A 15,905-nucleotide genomic window follows, 5' to 3' on the forward strand; every position below is an offset into this window, starting at 1 on the left:
ATGTTAGATATAAATATTAAACATAAAGAGTTTGAAAACTTCCCTATTATAAAAGATTTTAATTTACAAGTTAAAACCTCAGAATTTATATCAATAATAGGTCCTTCTGGTTGTGGAAAAACAACACTTCTAAATATTATCTCAAATTTAGATAAGAAGTATCATGGTCATATAAAACTAGATTCAAAAGATCAAATATCTAGTAATATTGGTTTTATGTTTCAAGACTCTAGATTAATTCCGTGGCTTAGTGTTTTTGAAAACATTATGTTGGTATCACTTAATAAGAATGTTGATGATATTATTCAAGCTTTATGCAATATTGGTTTACATGACTATATTAACTCTTATCCAAAAGAGTTATCAGGGGGAATGCAAAGAAGAGTAGCCCTTGTACGAGCTTTTATAAATAAACCTAAATTAATACTTTTAGATGAACCTTTTATTTCTTTGGATCATCCAAGTGCACAAGCTTTAAGAAAAGACTTTTTGAGTATGTGTAAAGAGTATTTACCTACAGTTATTTTAGTTACACATGATTTAGAAGAGGCAATTTCTTTATCTAAAAGAATTATATTTTTAGATTCAAAGCCTATGAAAATAGTATTAGATTATAAAAACAATAATGATTTTTCAAATAATTTAAATCATGAAGATATTCAAAATATAAAAGCAGAACTTCTAGATGAAAATCCTTTTATCCTAAGTGGTAAGCTAAAAGAAAATCCTGCTTCTAATTTATTCTCAATCATATAAGTTTATGTATATACTTTAATTAGAAGCATATACATAAAAAGTGCTAAGAAGTATTACTAATATAAATAGTTTTTTCATAACTACTCTTTACATTCAACTTGAAATGAAGCAATACCTAATGTATCCAAATCATTTGTAGGATGTAAGAATCCATCTTGAGGAGATGTTGATACTAATGCTCTTGGATGCATTAAAGATACTGGTTGTCTAAGTTGTCCATTAAACTCTCTAAAGCTTAGTTTTCTTCCTTTATATGCTGCAAGCTCAAACTTATCAGAATATAAAAAATCTAAATTTGATTTAAAATCTATTTTTTTTGTTTTAGTAATAAGTGTAACAATTGATCTAGTTGCTACCCAAGAAGAATAATCTTTTGAATTCATAGCTCTTTTTGCAAATTTTTTAAATCTCTTTTGCATTTGTGCTGCTCCCCACTGTTCAATAACATGACTCCATGCTTGTGCTTTTAACCCTTGTGTTCCAGCTACTGGTCTAGGAAGCCAAGTATTAAAATATAAATACTCACCAAAATCACCATGATAATCTGCTGTTAAAACCACATCATAATCACTACTTTGAGTAAGTGCTGGAATTTCTAGTTGAGCTTTTCTTCTAATATCAGCATTTAATTTCCATATTTTTTCTTCTATGATTTTCCCACCAAATTTTTTAGCAGAAGCTCTTAATGATTTAGCAATTAATTCATCTTTTTCATTACTTCCTTTTATTAAAAGCCATTTTTTTAGATTTCTTTTTATTAAAAACTGAATTAAGGCATCACTTTCCATACTATTACTAAGACTTGTATGTAAAAGATTTTTATTACAAGCATTTATTCTTAAGTTATCATCTTTATTTGTGGCATTTAAAAATATAGTATTTCCTGCTTCTTTTAGATTTACTAACTCTTTTAGAAGTTCTGTTTGCACATTTAGAATTACATAAATATTTTCATTACTAGACCAAGCTTTGAATTTTTTGATTAAATCTTCTTTTTTATATGAAATTTCTTTATCTAAAATATATTTTTGATTTAAAAATCTTGCACTTTTATTAGAATCTTTAATTGCTAGCTGTATTCCTTTTAAAGCGCTATCTTTAGGTTCTTCAATTACATTAGATAAAGTAGGAGGTCTTTTTACTTTTTGCTCTAAATATAAAATGTTTACTTCTAAAACATTTGCTTTAATAAATGAAAATAAAAGTGTTAGAAATAGTACTATTCTCACTGTTTTTCCTTCTTTTTTATTTTAGTATATATAACTTTTATAGCTTCAGTTTAGCAAATTTTATATTGCTAAACTGAAGCTATAATCATTTACTACAATTTTGAAATTAAAAACCAAGGAGATAAAATGAAAAAAATTGCAATGATTGTAATTACGTTATTTATAGCAGTGGGATTTGCACAGGCTAAGAACTTAAAAGGTCTGTTACATTCTAAAACAACATTAGAGCCTATAACTATTAGTGCAGGTGAACCATTAGCCAATAAGCCTTATAAACTAGAAGCAGGAAAATACTACAAGCTTATTCTAAAAAGTGATGGTTCAAGAGAAGTTCCTATTGTTGGTGCAGCTTTTTTCAGAAATATCTGGGTGAATCAAGTATCTATTAATGATATCGAAGTAAGACCATTAGGAATTGATAGTTTTGAATTTGATGATGAAGGTGAGATTGAACTTACTTTTATACCTATTAAACCAGGAACATTTACTTTAGGACTTCCCTCAGCAAAAAGTGATAGAGAAAGAGCTACTTTTATTGTTGAATAAATATTTGGTATAAAGCATTTTTTGCTTTATACTTAACTTCTTTTATACTTTCTTTTCTCCTTCAAAACTCCAAAAATTTAAAATATACACTTTGCTAAATTCATGCTATAAAGTTTCTTTATAATCATCTTATAAATATTAGAGGATATAAAAATGCTAAAGAAAATTGGATTAATTACTATTTTAAGTTCATGCCTATTGGCAGATACAATTTTTGTTTCAAATGAGAAAGACAACACTATTTCTGTAATTGATTCAAATACAAATAAAGTTATAAAAACTTATGAAGTAGGTCAAAGACCTAGAGGAATTACTCTAACTAATGACTATTCAAAATTATATATTTGTGCAAGTGATGATGATACAGTACAAGCTATGGATACAAAAACTGGAGAAATTTTATATAACCTTCCATCAGGTGAAGACCCAGAACAGTTTGCTTTGCATCCAAATGGCAAAGAGCTTTATATCTCAAATGAAGACGATGGTATTGTAACTGTTGTTGATACTGAAAAAAAAGATGTAATTACACAAGTTGAGGTTGGCATTGAACCTGAGGGAATGGCTGTAAGTCCTGATGGATCTGTAGCTATTAACTCATCTGAAACATCTAATTTCTTACATTGGATTGATACTAAAACTAAAGAGATTGTTCATAATACTTTAGTTGATGAAAGACCAAGACATATTGAGTTTTCAAAAACTGGTGATAAGGTTTGGGCATCAAGTGAGATTGGTGGAACTGTAGTGGTTATAGATACAAAAACTAAAGAATCTATTTCAAAAATTTCTTTTAAAATTCCAGGAGTATATAAAGACAAAATTCAACCAGTTGGGATTAACTTAACTTCTGATGGTAAATATGCTTTCGTTGCACTTGGACCTGCGAATCATGTAGCAGTAGTTGATGCAAAAACATACGATGTAATTAAGTATTTATTAGTAGGAAAAAGAGTTTGGCAATTGGCTTTATCAAATAATGAAACAAAACTATATACTACAAATGGTGTTAGTGGTGATGTGTCAATTATTGATGTGAAAAACTTAAAAGTTGAAAAAACTATTAAGGTAGGAAGATATCCTTGGGGGATTGCGGTTAAACCGTCAAAATAATTCTATGGAAAAACAACTTGAAATAAAAAATATATCTTATAAGTATGATAAAGAACTTGTTCTGAAGAATATAAATTTAGAGATAAAAAAAGCTTCTTTTTTAGTTTTACTTGGACTTAATGGTGCTGGTAAATCTACATTATTTGCATTAATTACTAGATTATTGAAGATTCAATCAGGAGATATTTATATTGATTCTTTTCATATAAGTGATTATAAAAATGCTTTAAAAAATATTGGTATTGTATTTCAAGAACCAACACTTGATTTAGATTTAAGTGTAAAGCAAAATTTAGTTTTTTCAGGCTCTTTAAAAGGTCTTTCTTTTAAACAGACAATGGACTCGATAAAAGAAGAAATTAAAACTTTAGATTTAGAAGAAAAACTAGATGTAAAAGTTCGAAGTTTAAATGGTGGTCATAGAAGAAGAGTAGAAATACTAAGAGCTTTAATAAATAGCCCAAAACTTTTACTTTTAGATGAAGCAACATCTGGACTTGATATAAAAAGTAGATATGAAATTATTGCTTATATAAAAGGCTTAGTTGAAAAAAGAGGTATATCAGTTTTATGGATTACGCATCTTTTTGATGAGATAGATAATAATGATGAGGTTGCTATTATTAAAAAAGGCGAAATAATATCTACAGGTTTAGCAAAAGATTTAATAAAAGAAAATAATATGGACTCATTAACACAAGTTTTTGAATCCTTAACAAAGTAAAAAATATGAGAAATTTATATTATTGTGCCCAAGGGATTATTTACAAAGAACTACTTAGATTTATAAAACAAAAATCTAGATTCTTTTCTGCTTTAGTTAGACCACTTTTATGGTTATTTATTTTCTCACTTGGATTTAAAACTGCTTTAGGATTAGCAATAATTCCACCTTATGAAACATACATTACTTATGAAACTTATATAGTTCCCGGACTTATTGGAATGATACTTTTATTTAATGGAATGCAAAGTGCATTAACTATGATTTTTGATAGGGAAATGGGCTCAATGAAAATACTTTTAACTTCAAGTATTTCAAGAAGTTTTTTACTATTTTGTAAAATGTTTGCAATGGCAATTGTGTCAACTATTCAATCAATTGTATTTCTAATCATTGCATATTTTTATGGAATACAGTTAGAACTTTTAGGCTATATTTTAGTGATTCCTGTGATTTTATTCACTTCAATTATTTTAAATGCTTTTGCTTTATTTATTTCTTCTGTTATAAAACAATTAGAGAATTTTGCATCTGTTATGAACTTTGTAATATTCCCAATGTTCTTTTTATCTTCAGCTTTATATCCACTTTGGAAAATAAAAGATTCAAGTGTTTTTATGTATGAAGTTTGTTTATTCAATCCTTTTACATATATAGTGGAATTTATTAGGTTTACGCTTTATTTAAAATTTGATTATTCTAATTTCTTTATCTTATTACTTACTTTTGTTATTGTATTAAGCGCCGCTTTTATGGGCTATAATACAAAAAATGTATTAAAAAAATAGCTCTTTTTTAGGAATGTTAAAATTATTTTTCATGCCTATATTCAGGCTATATTCCTTTTGTATACTTTTATGAAGACAACTTATTTTGTTGCTTATTTTTTAAAAGGAGAGATGTATGTATAAGGATAATTTTCTAAAAAGTGTTGCAAAAGTTACACTTACTGCATTAATGGCTACGGGTGCAGTTAGTACATTATCTGCTAAGGCTGGATATTCACCAGTTACTGATGCGGATATTGCAAATGATGCTAAAACAGTTGAAGATGTTGTTACTTATGGATTAGGACAAAAGGGACAAAGATATTCTACGTTAACACAAGTTAATAAAGATACTGTAAAAAATCTAGTACCTGTATGGAATTTTTCATTTGGTGGAGAAAAACAAAGAGGACAAGAGGCACAACCTTTAGTTAAAGATGGGGTTATGTATGTAACTGCTTCTTATTCTAGAATGTATGCTATTGATATTGCTACTGGTGAAGAAATTTGGCAATATGATGCAAGATTGCCAAGTGCAATTTTACCTTGTTGTGATGTTATTAATAGAGGACCAGCTTTATACGATAATTTAGTTATTTTTGGAACATTAGATGCTAAATTAGTTGCTCTTGATAGAAAAACTGGAAAAGTTAAATGGAAGAAAAAAATTGCTTCTTATAAAGAAGGATACTCTTACACAGCAGCTCCTTTAATTGTTAAAGGTTTATTAATCACTGGTGTTTCTGGTGGTGAGTTTGGAGTTGTAGGTAAAGTTGAAGCTAGAAATCCAAAAACTGGAAAACTAGTATGGTCTAGACCAATGGTTGAAGGTCATATGGGTTACTTAAATGGTAAAGAAAATGGAATTACAGGTCAAACTAACGCTTCTTGGCCAGGTGATTTATGGAAACATGGTGGTGCTGCTCCTTGGAATGGTGTTACTTATGATCCTGATACAGATTTAATTTTTGTACCAACTGGAAATCCTGCACCATGGAATTCACATGATAGACCAGGTGATAACTTATATTCTGCATCAAGAGTTGCAGTAAATCCTGATACTGGAAAAATTGTTTGGCATTTCCAAACAACTCCAAATGATGGTTGGGATTACGATGGTATGGCTGAGTTCGTAGCATTTGAATATAAAGATAAATCTGGAAAAATGGTAAAAGCTGGAGCTACTGCTGATAAAAATGGTTTCTTCTATGTATTAGATAGAACTACTGGTAAATATATTAGATCTACTCCTTTCGTTGAAAACATTACTTGGGCAAAAGGAATGGATAAAAACGGAAGACCAATTGTAAATGAAGATAATAGACCAGGAAATCCAGGTGATGCTAAACAAGGTAAAACTGTTTATTCAACTCCTTCATTCTTAGGTGGTAAAAACTGGAACCCTATGGCATTCTCTCAAAAAACTGGATTATTTTATGTTCCAGCAAATGAGTGGGGAATGGATATTTGGAATAAACCTGTTAATTATAAAAAAGGTGCTGCTTATTTAGGTGCTGGATTTACTATTAAACCAACATTCAAAGATCACATCGGTGCTTTAAAAGCTATTGATCCTAAAACTGGAAAAACTAAATGGACTTACAAAAACAATGCTCCATTATGGGGTGGTGTTTTAACTACTGAAGGTGGATTAGTATTTACTGGTACTCCTGAAGGAAAACTACTTGCATTTGATGATGAAACTGGAAAAATCCTTTGGGACTTTCAAGTTGGAACTGGAATCGTTTCTTCTCCAATTACTTGGACTGAAAACGGTGAACAATATATCGCAATCGTTGCAGGTTGGGGTGGAGCTGTTCCTTTATGGGGTGGTGAAGTTGCAAAAACTGTTAAATATTTAAATCAAGGTGGATCAGTTCACGTATTTAAATTATTTAAATCAAAATAGAAATTTAAAAGAAAATCTTATAAAGGAGATAATACCATGGAATGGAAAAAACCAACTTACGTAGATAATAGATTTGGATTTGAAGTTACAATGTACATTTGTACTGTATAAGGTTTAAAAGGTTAGGGACTTAGGTCTCTAATCTTTTTTTCATTTAAATAAACTTGATATTTAATAGTTTATTTAACTGAAGAAAAGACAAAGGAGTGAGTTTTGAAAATACAAGTATTAGGTTCAGGAGCAGGGGGAGGATTACCCCAGTTTAATTGTAATTGTGATAATTGCAAAGCCTATAGAGAAGGAAAAAAATCCGTAAAAAGAAGAACTCAATCCTCAATTACTCTAAGTGAAGATGGTGAGAACTGGGTATTATTTAATGCCTCTCCAGATATTTTGGAACAAATCCATAATTCACCTTTTTTACATCCCACTCAAAAAAGAGAAACAAAAATAAAAGCTATTGTTTTTAATGATGCTCAAATTGATCATACTACTGGGCTTTTAATGTTAAGAGAAGGCTGTCCACATCAAGTTTATTGTACTAAAGAAGTAAATGATGAATTAAATACATCTTTCCCTTTATTTAAAATGTTAAAACATTGGAATGGTGGAGGTACATTTTGGAATGAAATTACACCAGATAATAAAGCTTTTGAAATTCCAGTTATGCCAAATCATGATTTTTATGCATTACCATTAATTTCAAATGCGCCACCTTATTCAAAATATAGAGATACTCCAAGAAGTGGAGATAATATTGGACTTGTAGTTCATAATAAAAAAACAGATAAAAAACTGTTTTACCTTCCAGGACTTGGGGGTTTAGAAAATCATGTTTTAGAAGCTATGAAAGATGCTGATGTGATTTTAATAGAAGGTACACTTTGGACAAATGATGAGATGATTAAAGGTAATTTCTCTTCAAAACTAGGTACTGATATGGGACATATGCCACTAAATGGTCAAGGTGGATTAATTGAAATCTTGGACACTTTAGAGAAACCTAGAAAAATTTTAATTCATATTAATAATACTAATCCTATTTTAGATGAAGAAAATGATGAATATCATGAGTTAATATCTCATGGAATTGAAATCTCATACGATGGTATGAGCATAGAAATATAACTTACAAAAGGAAAAGAAATGAACAAGAAAATGAATGAACTATTAAGTAAAGAAGAGTTTGAAACTAAGTTAAGAGATATGGGTTCAATGTATCATATTCATCACCCTTTTCATGTAAGAATGTATGAAGGTTCGTGTACTAAAGAAGAGATTCAAGGTTGGGTAGCGAATAGATTTTATTATCAAACTGCAATTCCAATTAAAGATGCAGCTATTATGTCAAATAATCCTCCAATTGAAGATAGAAGAAAATGGGTTGATAGAATTTTAGATCATGATAGTGAAGGTGGAGGAATTGAAGCTTGGCTTGATTTAGGAGTTGCAGTTGGACTTAAAAAAGAAGATTTACTTTCTCATAAATTTGTATTACCAGCGGTTAAATTTGCAGTTGATGCATATATTAATTTTGCAAAACAAAGACCTTGGAAGGAAGCTGCAATGTCATCTTTAACAGAGATGTTTGCACCTCAAATTCATCAACAAAGACTTGATACTTGGCCAAAAAATTATCCTTGGATTGAACAAGATGGATTAAGATATTTCCAAAAAAGATTAAGTGAAGCAAGACGAGATGTTCAGCATGGATTATCTATGACCTTAGAGGAATTTGATACTATTGAATTACAAAATAGAGCATGCGAAATATTACAGTTTAAATTAGATATTCTATGGACAATGTGTGATGCTTTATACTTAGCATACGAGTTAAAAAGACCACCATACTTTAATATTAAGGATTGTAATGCAACTAGAAAAATCACTTGTGATCAATAATCACTTTCAGCTTCAATGGGAAGAGAAACAAGATTGTTTTGTATTGTTATATCCAGAGGGAATGGTTCAATTAAGCCAAAGTGCCGGTGAAATTCTAAACCTTTGTGATGGGAAAAATAATACTCAAAATATTGCAGCTTTATTAGAAGAGAAGTTTAATACTAGTGAATTACTAAATGATATTATTGAATTTTTAGAAGATGCTATGAGTAGAAAGTGGGTACTTTATAATGAATAGTGAAATAAAACCTCCTTTATGGATACTTTTGGAATTAACTCATAAGTGTCCTTTGGAGTGTTCATACTGTTATAATCAGTTAGATTTTACAAATACACAAGATGCTATGAGTAAAGATGACTGGTTTAGAGTTATGAATGAAGCTCGTGAAATGGGAGCTGTTCAACTTGGTATTTCAGGTGGGGAGCCTTTATTAAATAAAGATATTGTAGAGATTGTAGAACATGCAAATGATTTAAAGTTTTATACAAATCTTATTACATCAGGAGTTGGTGCTCCAAAAGGAATAGTAAAAAAGCTAAAAGATGCAGGACTTAAGACGGTTCAACTTGGTATTCAATCACATGATGAAGATACTATGACTTTAATTACTAACAATAAAAACTCATATAGAGAAAAAATTGCCTTTGCTAAAGAAGTAAAAGAAGCAGGGCTTCAACTAATTATTAATACTTGCATCACAAGACAAAATATTCATCAAGTGGGTGAAATCATTGAGTTTGCTGATGAATTAGGTGGAAACTATCTTGAAATTGCAAATATTCAATATTATGGATGGGCATTAAAAAATATAAATGCACTTTTACCAACGCAAGAACAATTAGATGAAGCAAAAAAAGTAACTGATTATTATAGGTCAAAAGAAAAAGCTATGAAGGTATTTTTTGTAGTACCTGATTATTTTGCAGATAGACCAAAAGCCTGTATGAATGGATGGGGAACTACATTTTTAACTATTAACCCTGATGGTGTTGCTCTTCCATGTAATACAGCAAATACTTTGCCTTTAGATTTTCCAAGTGTAAAAGATTTTTCAGTTGAGCAAATATGGAATGAATCTCATGCCTTTAACTATTTTAGAGGTGATAAGTGGATGAAACCTACTTGTAGAACATGTGATGAAAAAGAGAAGGATTTTGGTGGATGTAGATGTCAAGCTTTTGCATTAACAGGGGATATGAATGAAGCAGATCCTGTTTGTTCAAAATCTGAATTTCATCATGTAGTAACAGATAAAGTAGAAGAGAGTTTAAATACTCATGATGCAAAAATCTGGTATAGAAATAGAAAAAACTCTTTAGCTCTTCAAAAATAAAGTTGCTAATATAACTTAATAATAAAATTATAGATTATTAACTATAATAATCTAAATTTTGTTATTAAGGTAATCACTTGAATCAAATAATTATATGTATAATTGTATTTATATTTACTTCCTGCACAAATCAAAAGTTTACAAGTAGTTCTGAAACTTCTATTTATTCGCAAAAAGCTGACTTATATAATTTTGATAGTAATTTAACAAAAGCTATAGAGTATTATGAAAAAGACTATTTAGATAACAGAAATAATATTTCTGCCTTAAAACTTGCAAGAATTTATAGATATAAAATAAAAGATTATATTAAAATGGAAGAATGGTATATTAATGCGCATAAATTACATAATGATTTTGCCTTTTATGAATTAGGAATATTTTTTTATTTAAAAGGAAATATGAATAAAACTGTTGAATATTTTGATAAAAATAGTTTAAATGATTTTCTGGGAATGAGAGCTACCCTTACTAAGTTAAAGTATTATACGAATTTGTCTATTAAGTATTATGAACATAAAAATTATAAAGTTGAATTAAATAAAATAAAAAAGCTGTATTATTCAGATCATTATATATACAAGCTAGAAAATATTTATCCTAAGTTAAGAGATGATAATTATAAAGATTTTTCAATTCAATCTAAATATGAAGGTTATGCTGATACTATTATATATAAACATAAACTAATAAAATATGAAAATATTACTAAATATGAAGCTTTAAATACGGGAAATAGTAATTATCAATTAGCACGTATTAATAGATATTTATTATTAAATTATAAGCAAGCTATAACTTACTATGAAAGAGCACACTCGTTAGGACACATTAATTCTGCATTTGAATTAGCAGAATTTTACAATTATGAAATGAACGATATTCAAAATTCAATTAAATGGTATAAAAAGGCTCATTTAATTGGTAATAAACAAGCATCTTTTAATTTGGCTTTATTTTATGATTTTAAATTATATGCTTATACTAATGCTATAGATTGGTATAAAAAAGCATTTAAATTAGGACATAAATCATCATCTACTAATATTTCTTTAATATACAAAGATAATATTAAAAATAGTCAAAAATATTTAATATGGAAAGGAAATTGATAAGAATACTAATTTTCTTCTTTTTGCTTCAAGTTATTAAAAAGAATTAGATATTTTTATGAGAATCTGTTTATTCTATTTTTAGATATTTGTAAATAGTTTTTATGTATTGTTTATATTGAGTAAAAAGACCTAGTTTGGTCTTTCTACCATATAACCACTACCTCTAATATTTTTAATAAAATCTTCTTTTAATACTTTTTTTACTCTATTAACTTCTGCTCTAATTGTTGCATTATCAATATAATCATCATTCCAAACATAATCTCTAAACATATCATATTGAACAACAAGACTTCTATTATGAGCTAATAATTCAATAATTTGAATTTGTCTTTTTGGTAAAATATGTGGTTCATTATCAAATAATAAAGTCATAGTCTCTGAATCATATGAATAATGTTTTGATAAACGTTTATGTTTTTGTGGAACAATACTTGTTTTTAGAATTTTATTTATTCTAATTGTTAACTCTTTTAAATGAAATGGTTTTTTCAAATAATCATGACATCCAATATCAAAGGCTCTTTGAATATCTTCTATATCTATTAATGCTGAGATATAAATAGTTGGTATCATTCTTTTTTGTTCATGTAATCTTTCTAATATTGTAAAACCATTTATATCGGGTAAATTAATATCTAAAATCAAAAGATCAAACTTTTCTTCTTCTAAAAGTTCCATACACTCATGACCTGTTGTTGCATTTTTTACAACATGACCAGTAGAATTAAGATATTCACTAATCATTTCATTTAACATTGAATCATCTTCTAATAATAGTATTTTCATTTTATCTCCTTAAAAGTATATGTAAAGGAAGCCCAGTTTTCACCAGATTGTAATTGAATACCAACATTCTCTTCACTACAAATACGCTTTACTAAATTTAATCCAAGACCGAAACCTTCTTGTACATTAGTCTCTTCTCTATAATACTCTTCAAATATTTTTTGTTGGTCAAGTATTTGTTTAGATTTACTCTCAATTATGAAGTTGCAATCTTGATTTATAATATTAAGACTTACATATATTACTTCATTAGCTAAAGTATATTTAATTGCATTTGTTAGATTATTATCAACAATTCTTTGTAATTTAGTCTCATTAAAGTTTATTATAATTTCATCATTTGAAGCTTTAAAATTAAAAGTAGATTTAAATTTAATAGCAGATTGAGAAAAGAAATCAATTCTAGATCTTACAAAATCAACTAGGTCAATTTCATGTACTGCTTCATTTACTTGATCTTTTTTAATTAAATAAGATAAATCATCATATATACTAGAAACATTTTTTAGTGCAACTTCTATATTTGAAAGAAATTTATTTTTTCCATGTTGTATTTCAAACATTTCAATATTTCCCATTATTATTGATAGTGGGGTATTTGTTTCATGCACAGCATGTTTTAAAAACTGCTTTTGAGAGTTTAATAAGTTTTGAGCATAAATCTTACCTTTTTCTAACTCTTTGGATTGGTCATTATAATCATTTGATGATTGCTGTATTAAATGTGTTAATGCTTGTAGGCTTCTTGCATGTTCACTAATACTTGTAGTTTCATTAGATATTTCGCAAGAATTTTTATCAAAACTCTCATTACAATCTTCTTCACTTAAAGCAACAATAGTCAAGGTTTGGTTTAATAACTCATTATGTCCATCTTTATGGTAAAACTCCCCATAAGTAAAGAATCCAGAAGTTGGAGCAATATCAGAGAAAGGTTTTATTTCAATATCAATCATACTTGGCATATATCTTCTTCTTGCCATACATGAATATATGAAGAAAGATTCAGCTTTTTGAATATTACAATGTTCAAATAAAGATTCAACAGGATTATTCATAATAAGTTCAACATTACCAAATCCTAGTTTTACCACATCTCCTTTATATAAGTTGCCTGCAAAACTAAGACTTCCATCTTTATGTTTTTTTATAACAGCTCTTGCAATTGGAAGATTATTCCTTTTTACTATTAAAGGAAATTCAATGCCAGTTGCTGGAAGTGCTTTTGCTACATACTCTCCTAAGTACTTCTCATAAAAGTCTAAAGGTTTCATTCCTGATATCTCATATACTCTATTATCTTTTACTTTATCTATTGTATGTTCAATACCAATAGGTGACCAATTAAAGTTATAAGCATTCTGTGCTTTTAAAGTATTAGAGTTTAAAGCAACAGCAACTGCTCCATTTGTTAATATCTTATCTTGTGAAGAGATGAATGTCTGTTTGAAGTTTGCGTTGTCTCCTGCCATTCCTCCTGACACAGGTACTGTATTATTAACAGCTTCAATACCTTTTAGAAAAGCTTCTCCATTTGTTTTAGCACCATCAGTGAATGTTATAAGAAGTTTAGTATCTTCTTGGCATAACTCTTTTGCTAGGTCATATCCATTTTTAAAAGAGTCTTTATTTTTTACAAAATATGTTTTTAGACTAGTGTTTTTAAAAACAGATATAGAGATAATAGTTTTTTTTGTAGATACTTGATCATTATTAATTTCACCATCTGTTGATGAACCTATACATATAGATTGAGGAAGTTCTTCTATTAGTGTATTTATAATATTTTGTAAAATGGATTTTTTACTTCCGCAAAATACTTGTATAAGTACAGATTTTTCGTTTTTAAATAATGAAAAGTCTATTAATTCTGTTAATGACTGTTGTTTTAATGTATAGTTAAATGTCTTCATAAAATATTGTAACACAGAAATTAAAATTTTCGAAGTTTTTTTTGCCTTAAAAGGTCGAAAAATTGGTAATTCCTTACGAAAAAACACAGCGCTATACTCATGCTATATTTGGGCTATAATTAGGCTATAAATGTCATGTAAACTTTCAGTAAGCAAAAAATATAGCGCTTTTAAATAGCATATATTTTTTAGAAAAAATAATTAATTAAAAGGAATAAACATGTCAACAGAAGAAAAAGTATTACCATTAGCAAAACCAGAGTATAAAGCACAATATGAAAACTTTATTGGTGGTGAGTGGGTAGCTCCTACAAGTAATGAGTATTTTGATAACGTTTCTCCAGTAGATGGTGAAGTTTTATCTAGAATTCCTAGATCAAATGAAGCTGATGTAGATGCAGCAGTAGATGCAGCATCTGCAGCTTTTGAAACTTTCAAACATTCAACTGTTATTGAAAGATCAACTATGTTAAATAAAGTTGCTGATGCAATTGAAGCTAACTTAGAAGCTTTAGCAATGGCTGAAACTTTAGATAATGGTAAAGCTATTAGAGAAACAATGGCAGCTGATGTTCCTTTAGTTATTGATCACTTTAGATATTTTGCATCAGTAATCAGATCTGAGTCTGGAACTGTTTCTGATTTAGATGAAAATACAATTTCTCAAGAAATTCATGAGCCTTTAGGTGTTGTTGCTCAAATTATTCCATGGAACTTCCCATTATTAATGGCAGCATGGAAAATTGCTCCTGCATTAGCAGCTGGTAATACAGTAGTATTAAAACCTGCATCTGCAACTCCACAATCAATTTTAGTATTAATGGAAACTATTCAAAATGTTCTTCCAAAAGGTTTAGTAAACATTATTAATGGTTCAGGTGGAAAAATTGGTAAACACTTATCAACTCACCCAGATGTTAAAAAAGTAGGATTCACAGGTGAAACTACAACTGGTCAATTAATTATGCAATATGCAACTGAAAATATCATTCCTTCAACTTTAGAACTTGGTGGTAAATCTCCAAATATCTTCATGGAATCAATTATGGATGCTGATGATGAATTCTTTGATAAAGCAATCGAAGGTTTAGTATTATTCGCATTTAACTCAGGGGAAGTTTGTACTTGTCCTTCAAGAGCATTAATTCAAGAATCAATTTATGAACCATTTATGAAAAGAGTACTTGAAAGAGTTGCTGCTATTAAATTAGGTGATCCTTTAAATCCAACTTGTATGATGGGTGCACAAGCATCTACTTCTCAAAAAGAGAAGATCTTAGAATACATTAAAATTGGTAAAGACGAAGGTGCTGAATTATTATGTGGTGGAGATGCTTACGATAGTGCTGAACATCCAAATGGTAACTATATCCAACCTACATTATTCAAAGGTCACAATAAGATGAGAATCTTCCAAGAAGAGATTTTTGGACCAGTACTTGCTGTTACAACTTTCAAAACTGAAGAAGAAGCATTAGAAATTGCAAATGATACTATCTACGGATTAGGTTCAGGTGTATGGTCAAGAGATGCTCACCAATTACATAAATTCTCTAGAGGAATCGAAGCTGGTAGAGTTTGGGTAAATTGTTACCACATGTACCCATCACATGCATCATTTGGTGGATACAAAAAATCAGGTATCGGTAGAGAAACTCATATGATGATGTTAAACTCTTACAGACACACAAAAAATATTTTAACTTCTTACTCAAAAGATGCATTAGGTTTCTTCTAGGAAGTATTGTTATATCAAAAATAAAAATCAAACTTGTGAAATGCCTCCCTTTTTCACAAGTTTAAAAAGG

General features: G+C 28.8%; 16 protein-coding genes. 13 read left to right on the forward strand and 3 right to left on the reverse strand.

Annotated features, from left to right (window positions below; all coding sequences use genetic code 11):
* Positions 1-756, forward strand: coding sequence for an ABC transporter ATP-binding protein (locus ALEK_RS03035; protein ID WP_071626289.1), 756 nt, complete (start codon positions 1-3; stop codon positions 754-756).
* 80 nt (positions 757-836) lie between these two features.
* On the opposite strand, the gene ALEK_RS03040 is transcribed toward ALEK_RS03035, so the two are convergent.
* A complete protein-coding gene (locus ALEK_RS03040; RefSeq protein WP_071626288.1) occupies positions 837-1,985 on the reverse strand; it encodes a type 1 periplasmic-binding domain-containing protein in 1,149 nt (382 codons plus the stop codon).
* Positions 1,986-2,111: 126 nt separating this feature from the next.
* On the opposite strand from ALEK_RS03040, the gene ALEK_RS03045 reads away from it, so the two are divergent.
* From ALEK_RS03045 to ALEK_RS03095, 11 genes are all read left to right on the forward strand, one after another.
* The gene (locus ALEK_RS03045) at positions 2,112-2,531 is read left to right on the forward strand and encodes a cupredoxin domain-containing protein (RefSeq protein ID WP_071626287.1); all 420 of its coding nucleotides are present in this window, start codon (positions 2,112-2,114) and stop codon (positions 2,529-2,531) included.
* Between the two features lie 153 nt (positions 2,532-2,684).
* Positions 2,685-3,644 carry a YVTN family beta-propeller repeat protein gene (locus tag ALEK_RS03050; protein WP_087148720.1) on the forward strand — a complete coding sequence of 320 codons (960 nt, stop codon included), beginning with the start codon at positions 2,685-2,687 and terminating at the stop codon, positions 3,642-3,644.
* Positions 3,645-3,648: 4 nt separating this feature from the next.
* Positions 3,649-4,368: an ATP-binding cassette domain-containing protein gene (locus tag ALEK_RS03055; protein WP_071626285.1), complete on the forward strand. Its 720-nt coding sequence runs from the start codon at positions 3,649-3,651 to the stop codon at positions 4,366-4,368.
* A gap of 5 nt (positions 4,369-4,373) precedes the next feature.
* The gene (locus ALEK_RS03060) at positions 4,374-5,156 is read left to right on the forward strand and encodes an ABC transporter permease (protein ID WP_071626284.1); all 783 of its coding nucleotides are present in this window, start codon (positions 4,374-4,376) and stop codon (positions 5,154-5,156) included.
* A gap of 115 nt (positions 5,157-5,271) precedes the next feature.
* Positions 5,272-7,044: a methanol/ethanol family PQQ-dependent dehydrogenase gene (locus ALEK_RS03065; RefSeq protein ID WP_071626283.1), complete on the forward strand. Its 1,773-nt coding sequence runs from the start codon at positions 5,272-5,274 to the stop codon at positions 7,042-7,044.
* A gap of 36 nt (positions 7,045-7,080) precedes the next feature.
* Positions 7,081-7,155, forward strand: coding sequence for a pyrroloquinoline quinone precursor peptide PqqA (gene pqqA, locus ALEK_RS03070; RefSeq protein WP_071626476.1), 75 nt, complete (start codon positions 7,081-7,083; stop codon positions 7,153-7,155).
* Between the two features lie 102 nt (positions 7,156-7,257).
* Entirely contained in the window at positions 7,258-8,172 is a 915-nt protein-coding gene (pqqB, locus tag ALEK_RS03075) for a pyrroloquinoline quinone biosynthesis protein PqqB (RefSeq protein WP_071626282.1), read from the forward strand.
* Between the two features lie 18 nt (positions 8,173-8,190).
* Complete coding sequence (gene pqqC, locus ALEK_RS03080) at positions 8,191-8,946, forward strand: pyrroloquinoline-quinone synthase PqqC (protein WP_071626281.1); 756 nt, start codon at positions 8,191-8,193, stop codon at positions 8,944-8,946.
* Entirely contained in the window at positions 8,915-9,184 is a 270-nt protein-coding gene (gene pqqD, locus ALEK_RS03085; RefSeq protein WP_071626280.1) for a pyrroloquinoline quinone biosynthesis peptide chaperone PqqD, read from the forward strand. The genes pqqC and pqqD overlap by 32 nt, the downstream gene beginning before the upstream one ends.
* The gene (pqqE, locus tag ALEK_RS03090) at positions 9,177-10,280 is read left to right on the forward strand and encodes a pyrroloquinoline quinone biosynthesis protein PqqE (RefSeq protein WP_071626279.1); all 1,104 of its coding nucleotides are present in this window, start codon (positions 9,177-9,179) and stop codon (positions 10,278-10,280) included. The genes pqqD and pqqE overlap by 8 nt, the downstream gene beginning before the upstream one ends.
* 77 nt (positions 10,281-10,357) lie before the next feature.
* Positions 10,358-11,392, forward strand: coding sequence for a tetratricopeptide repeat protein (locus ALEK_RS03095; RefSeq protein WP_071626278.1), 1,035 nt, complete (start codon positions 10,358-10,360; stop codon positions 11,390-11,392).
* Between the two features lie 132 nt (positions 11,393-11,524).
* Here ALEK_RS03095 and ALEK_RS03100 read toward each other — a convergent pair whose 3' ends face one another.
* Together ALEK_RS03100 and ALEK_RS03105 are read right to left on the reverse strand one after the other, a co-directional pair.
* Positions 11,525-12,184: a response regulator transcription factor gene (locus ALEK_RS03100; protein WP_071626277.1), complete on the reverse strand. Its 660-nt coding sequence runs from the start codon at positions 12,182-12,184 to the stop codon at positions 11,525-11,527.
* Complete coding sequence (locus ALEK_RS03105; protein ID WP_071626475.1) at positions 12,181-14,097, reverse strand: FIST N-terminal domain-containing protein; 1,917 nt, start codon at positions 14,095-14,097, stop codon at positions 12,181-12,183. The genes ALEK_RS03100 and ALEK_RS03105 overlap by 4 nt, the downstream gene beginning before the upstream one ends.
* Positions 14,098-14,317: 220 nt before the next feature.
* Between ALEK_RS03105 and ALEK_RS03110 the strand changes: the two genes are divergently transcribed.
* Positions 14,318-15,835, forward strand: coding sequence for an aldehyde dehydrogenase family protein (locus tag ALEK_RS03110; RefSeq protein ID WP_071626276.1), 1,518 nt, complete (start codon positions 14,318-14,320; stop codon positions 15,833-15,835).
* The last annotated feature ends 70 nt before the right edge of the window (positions 15,836-15,905 follow it).

The organism is Poseidonibacter lekithochrous, assembly GCF_013283835.1.
GTDB classification, from domain to species: domain Bacteria; phylum Campylobacterota; class Campylobacteria; order Campylobacterales; family Arcobacteraceae; genus Poseidonibacter; species Poseidonibacter lekithochrous.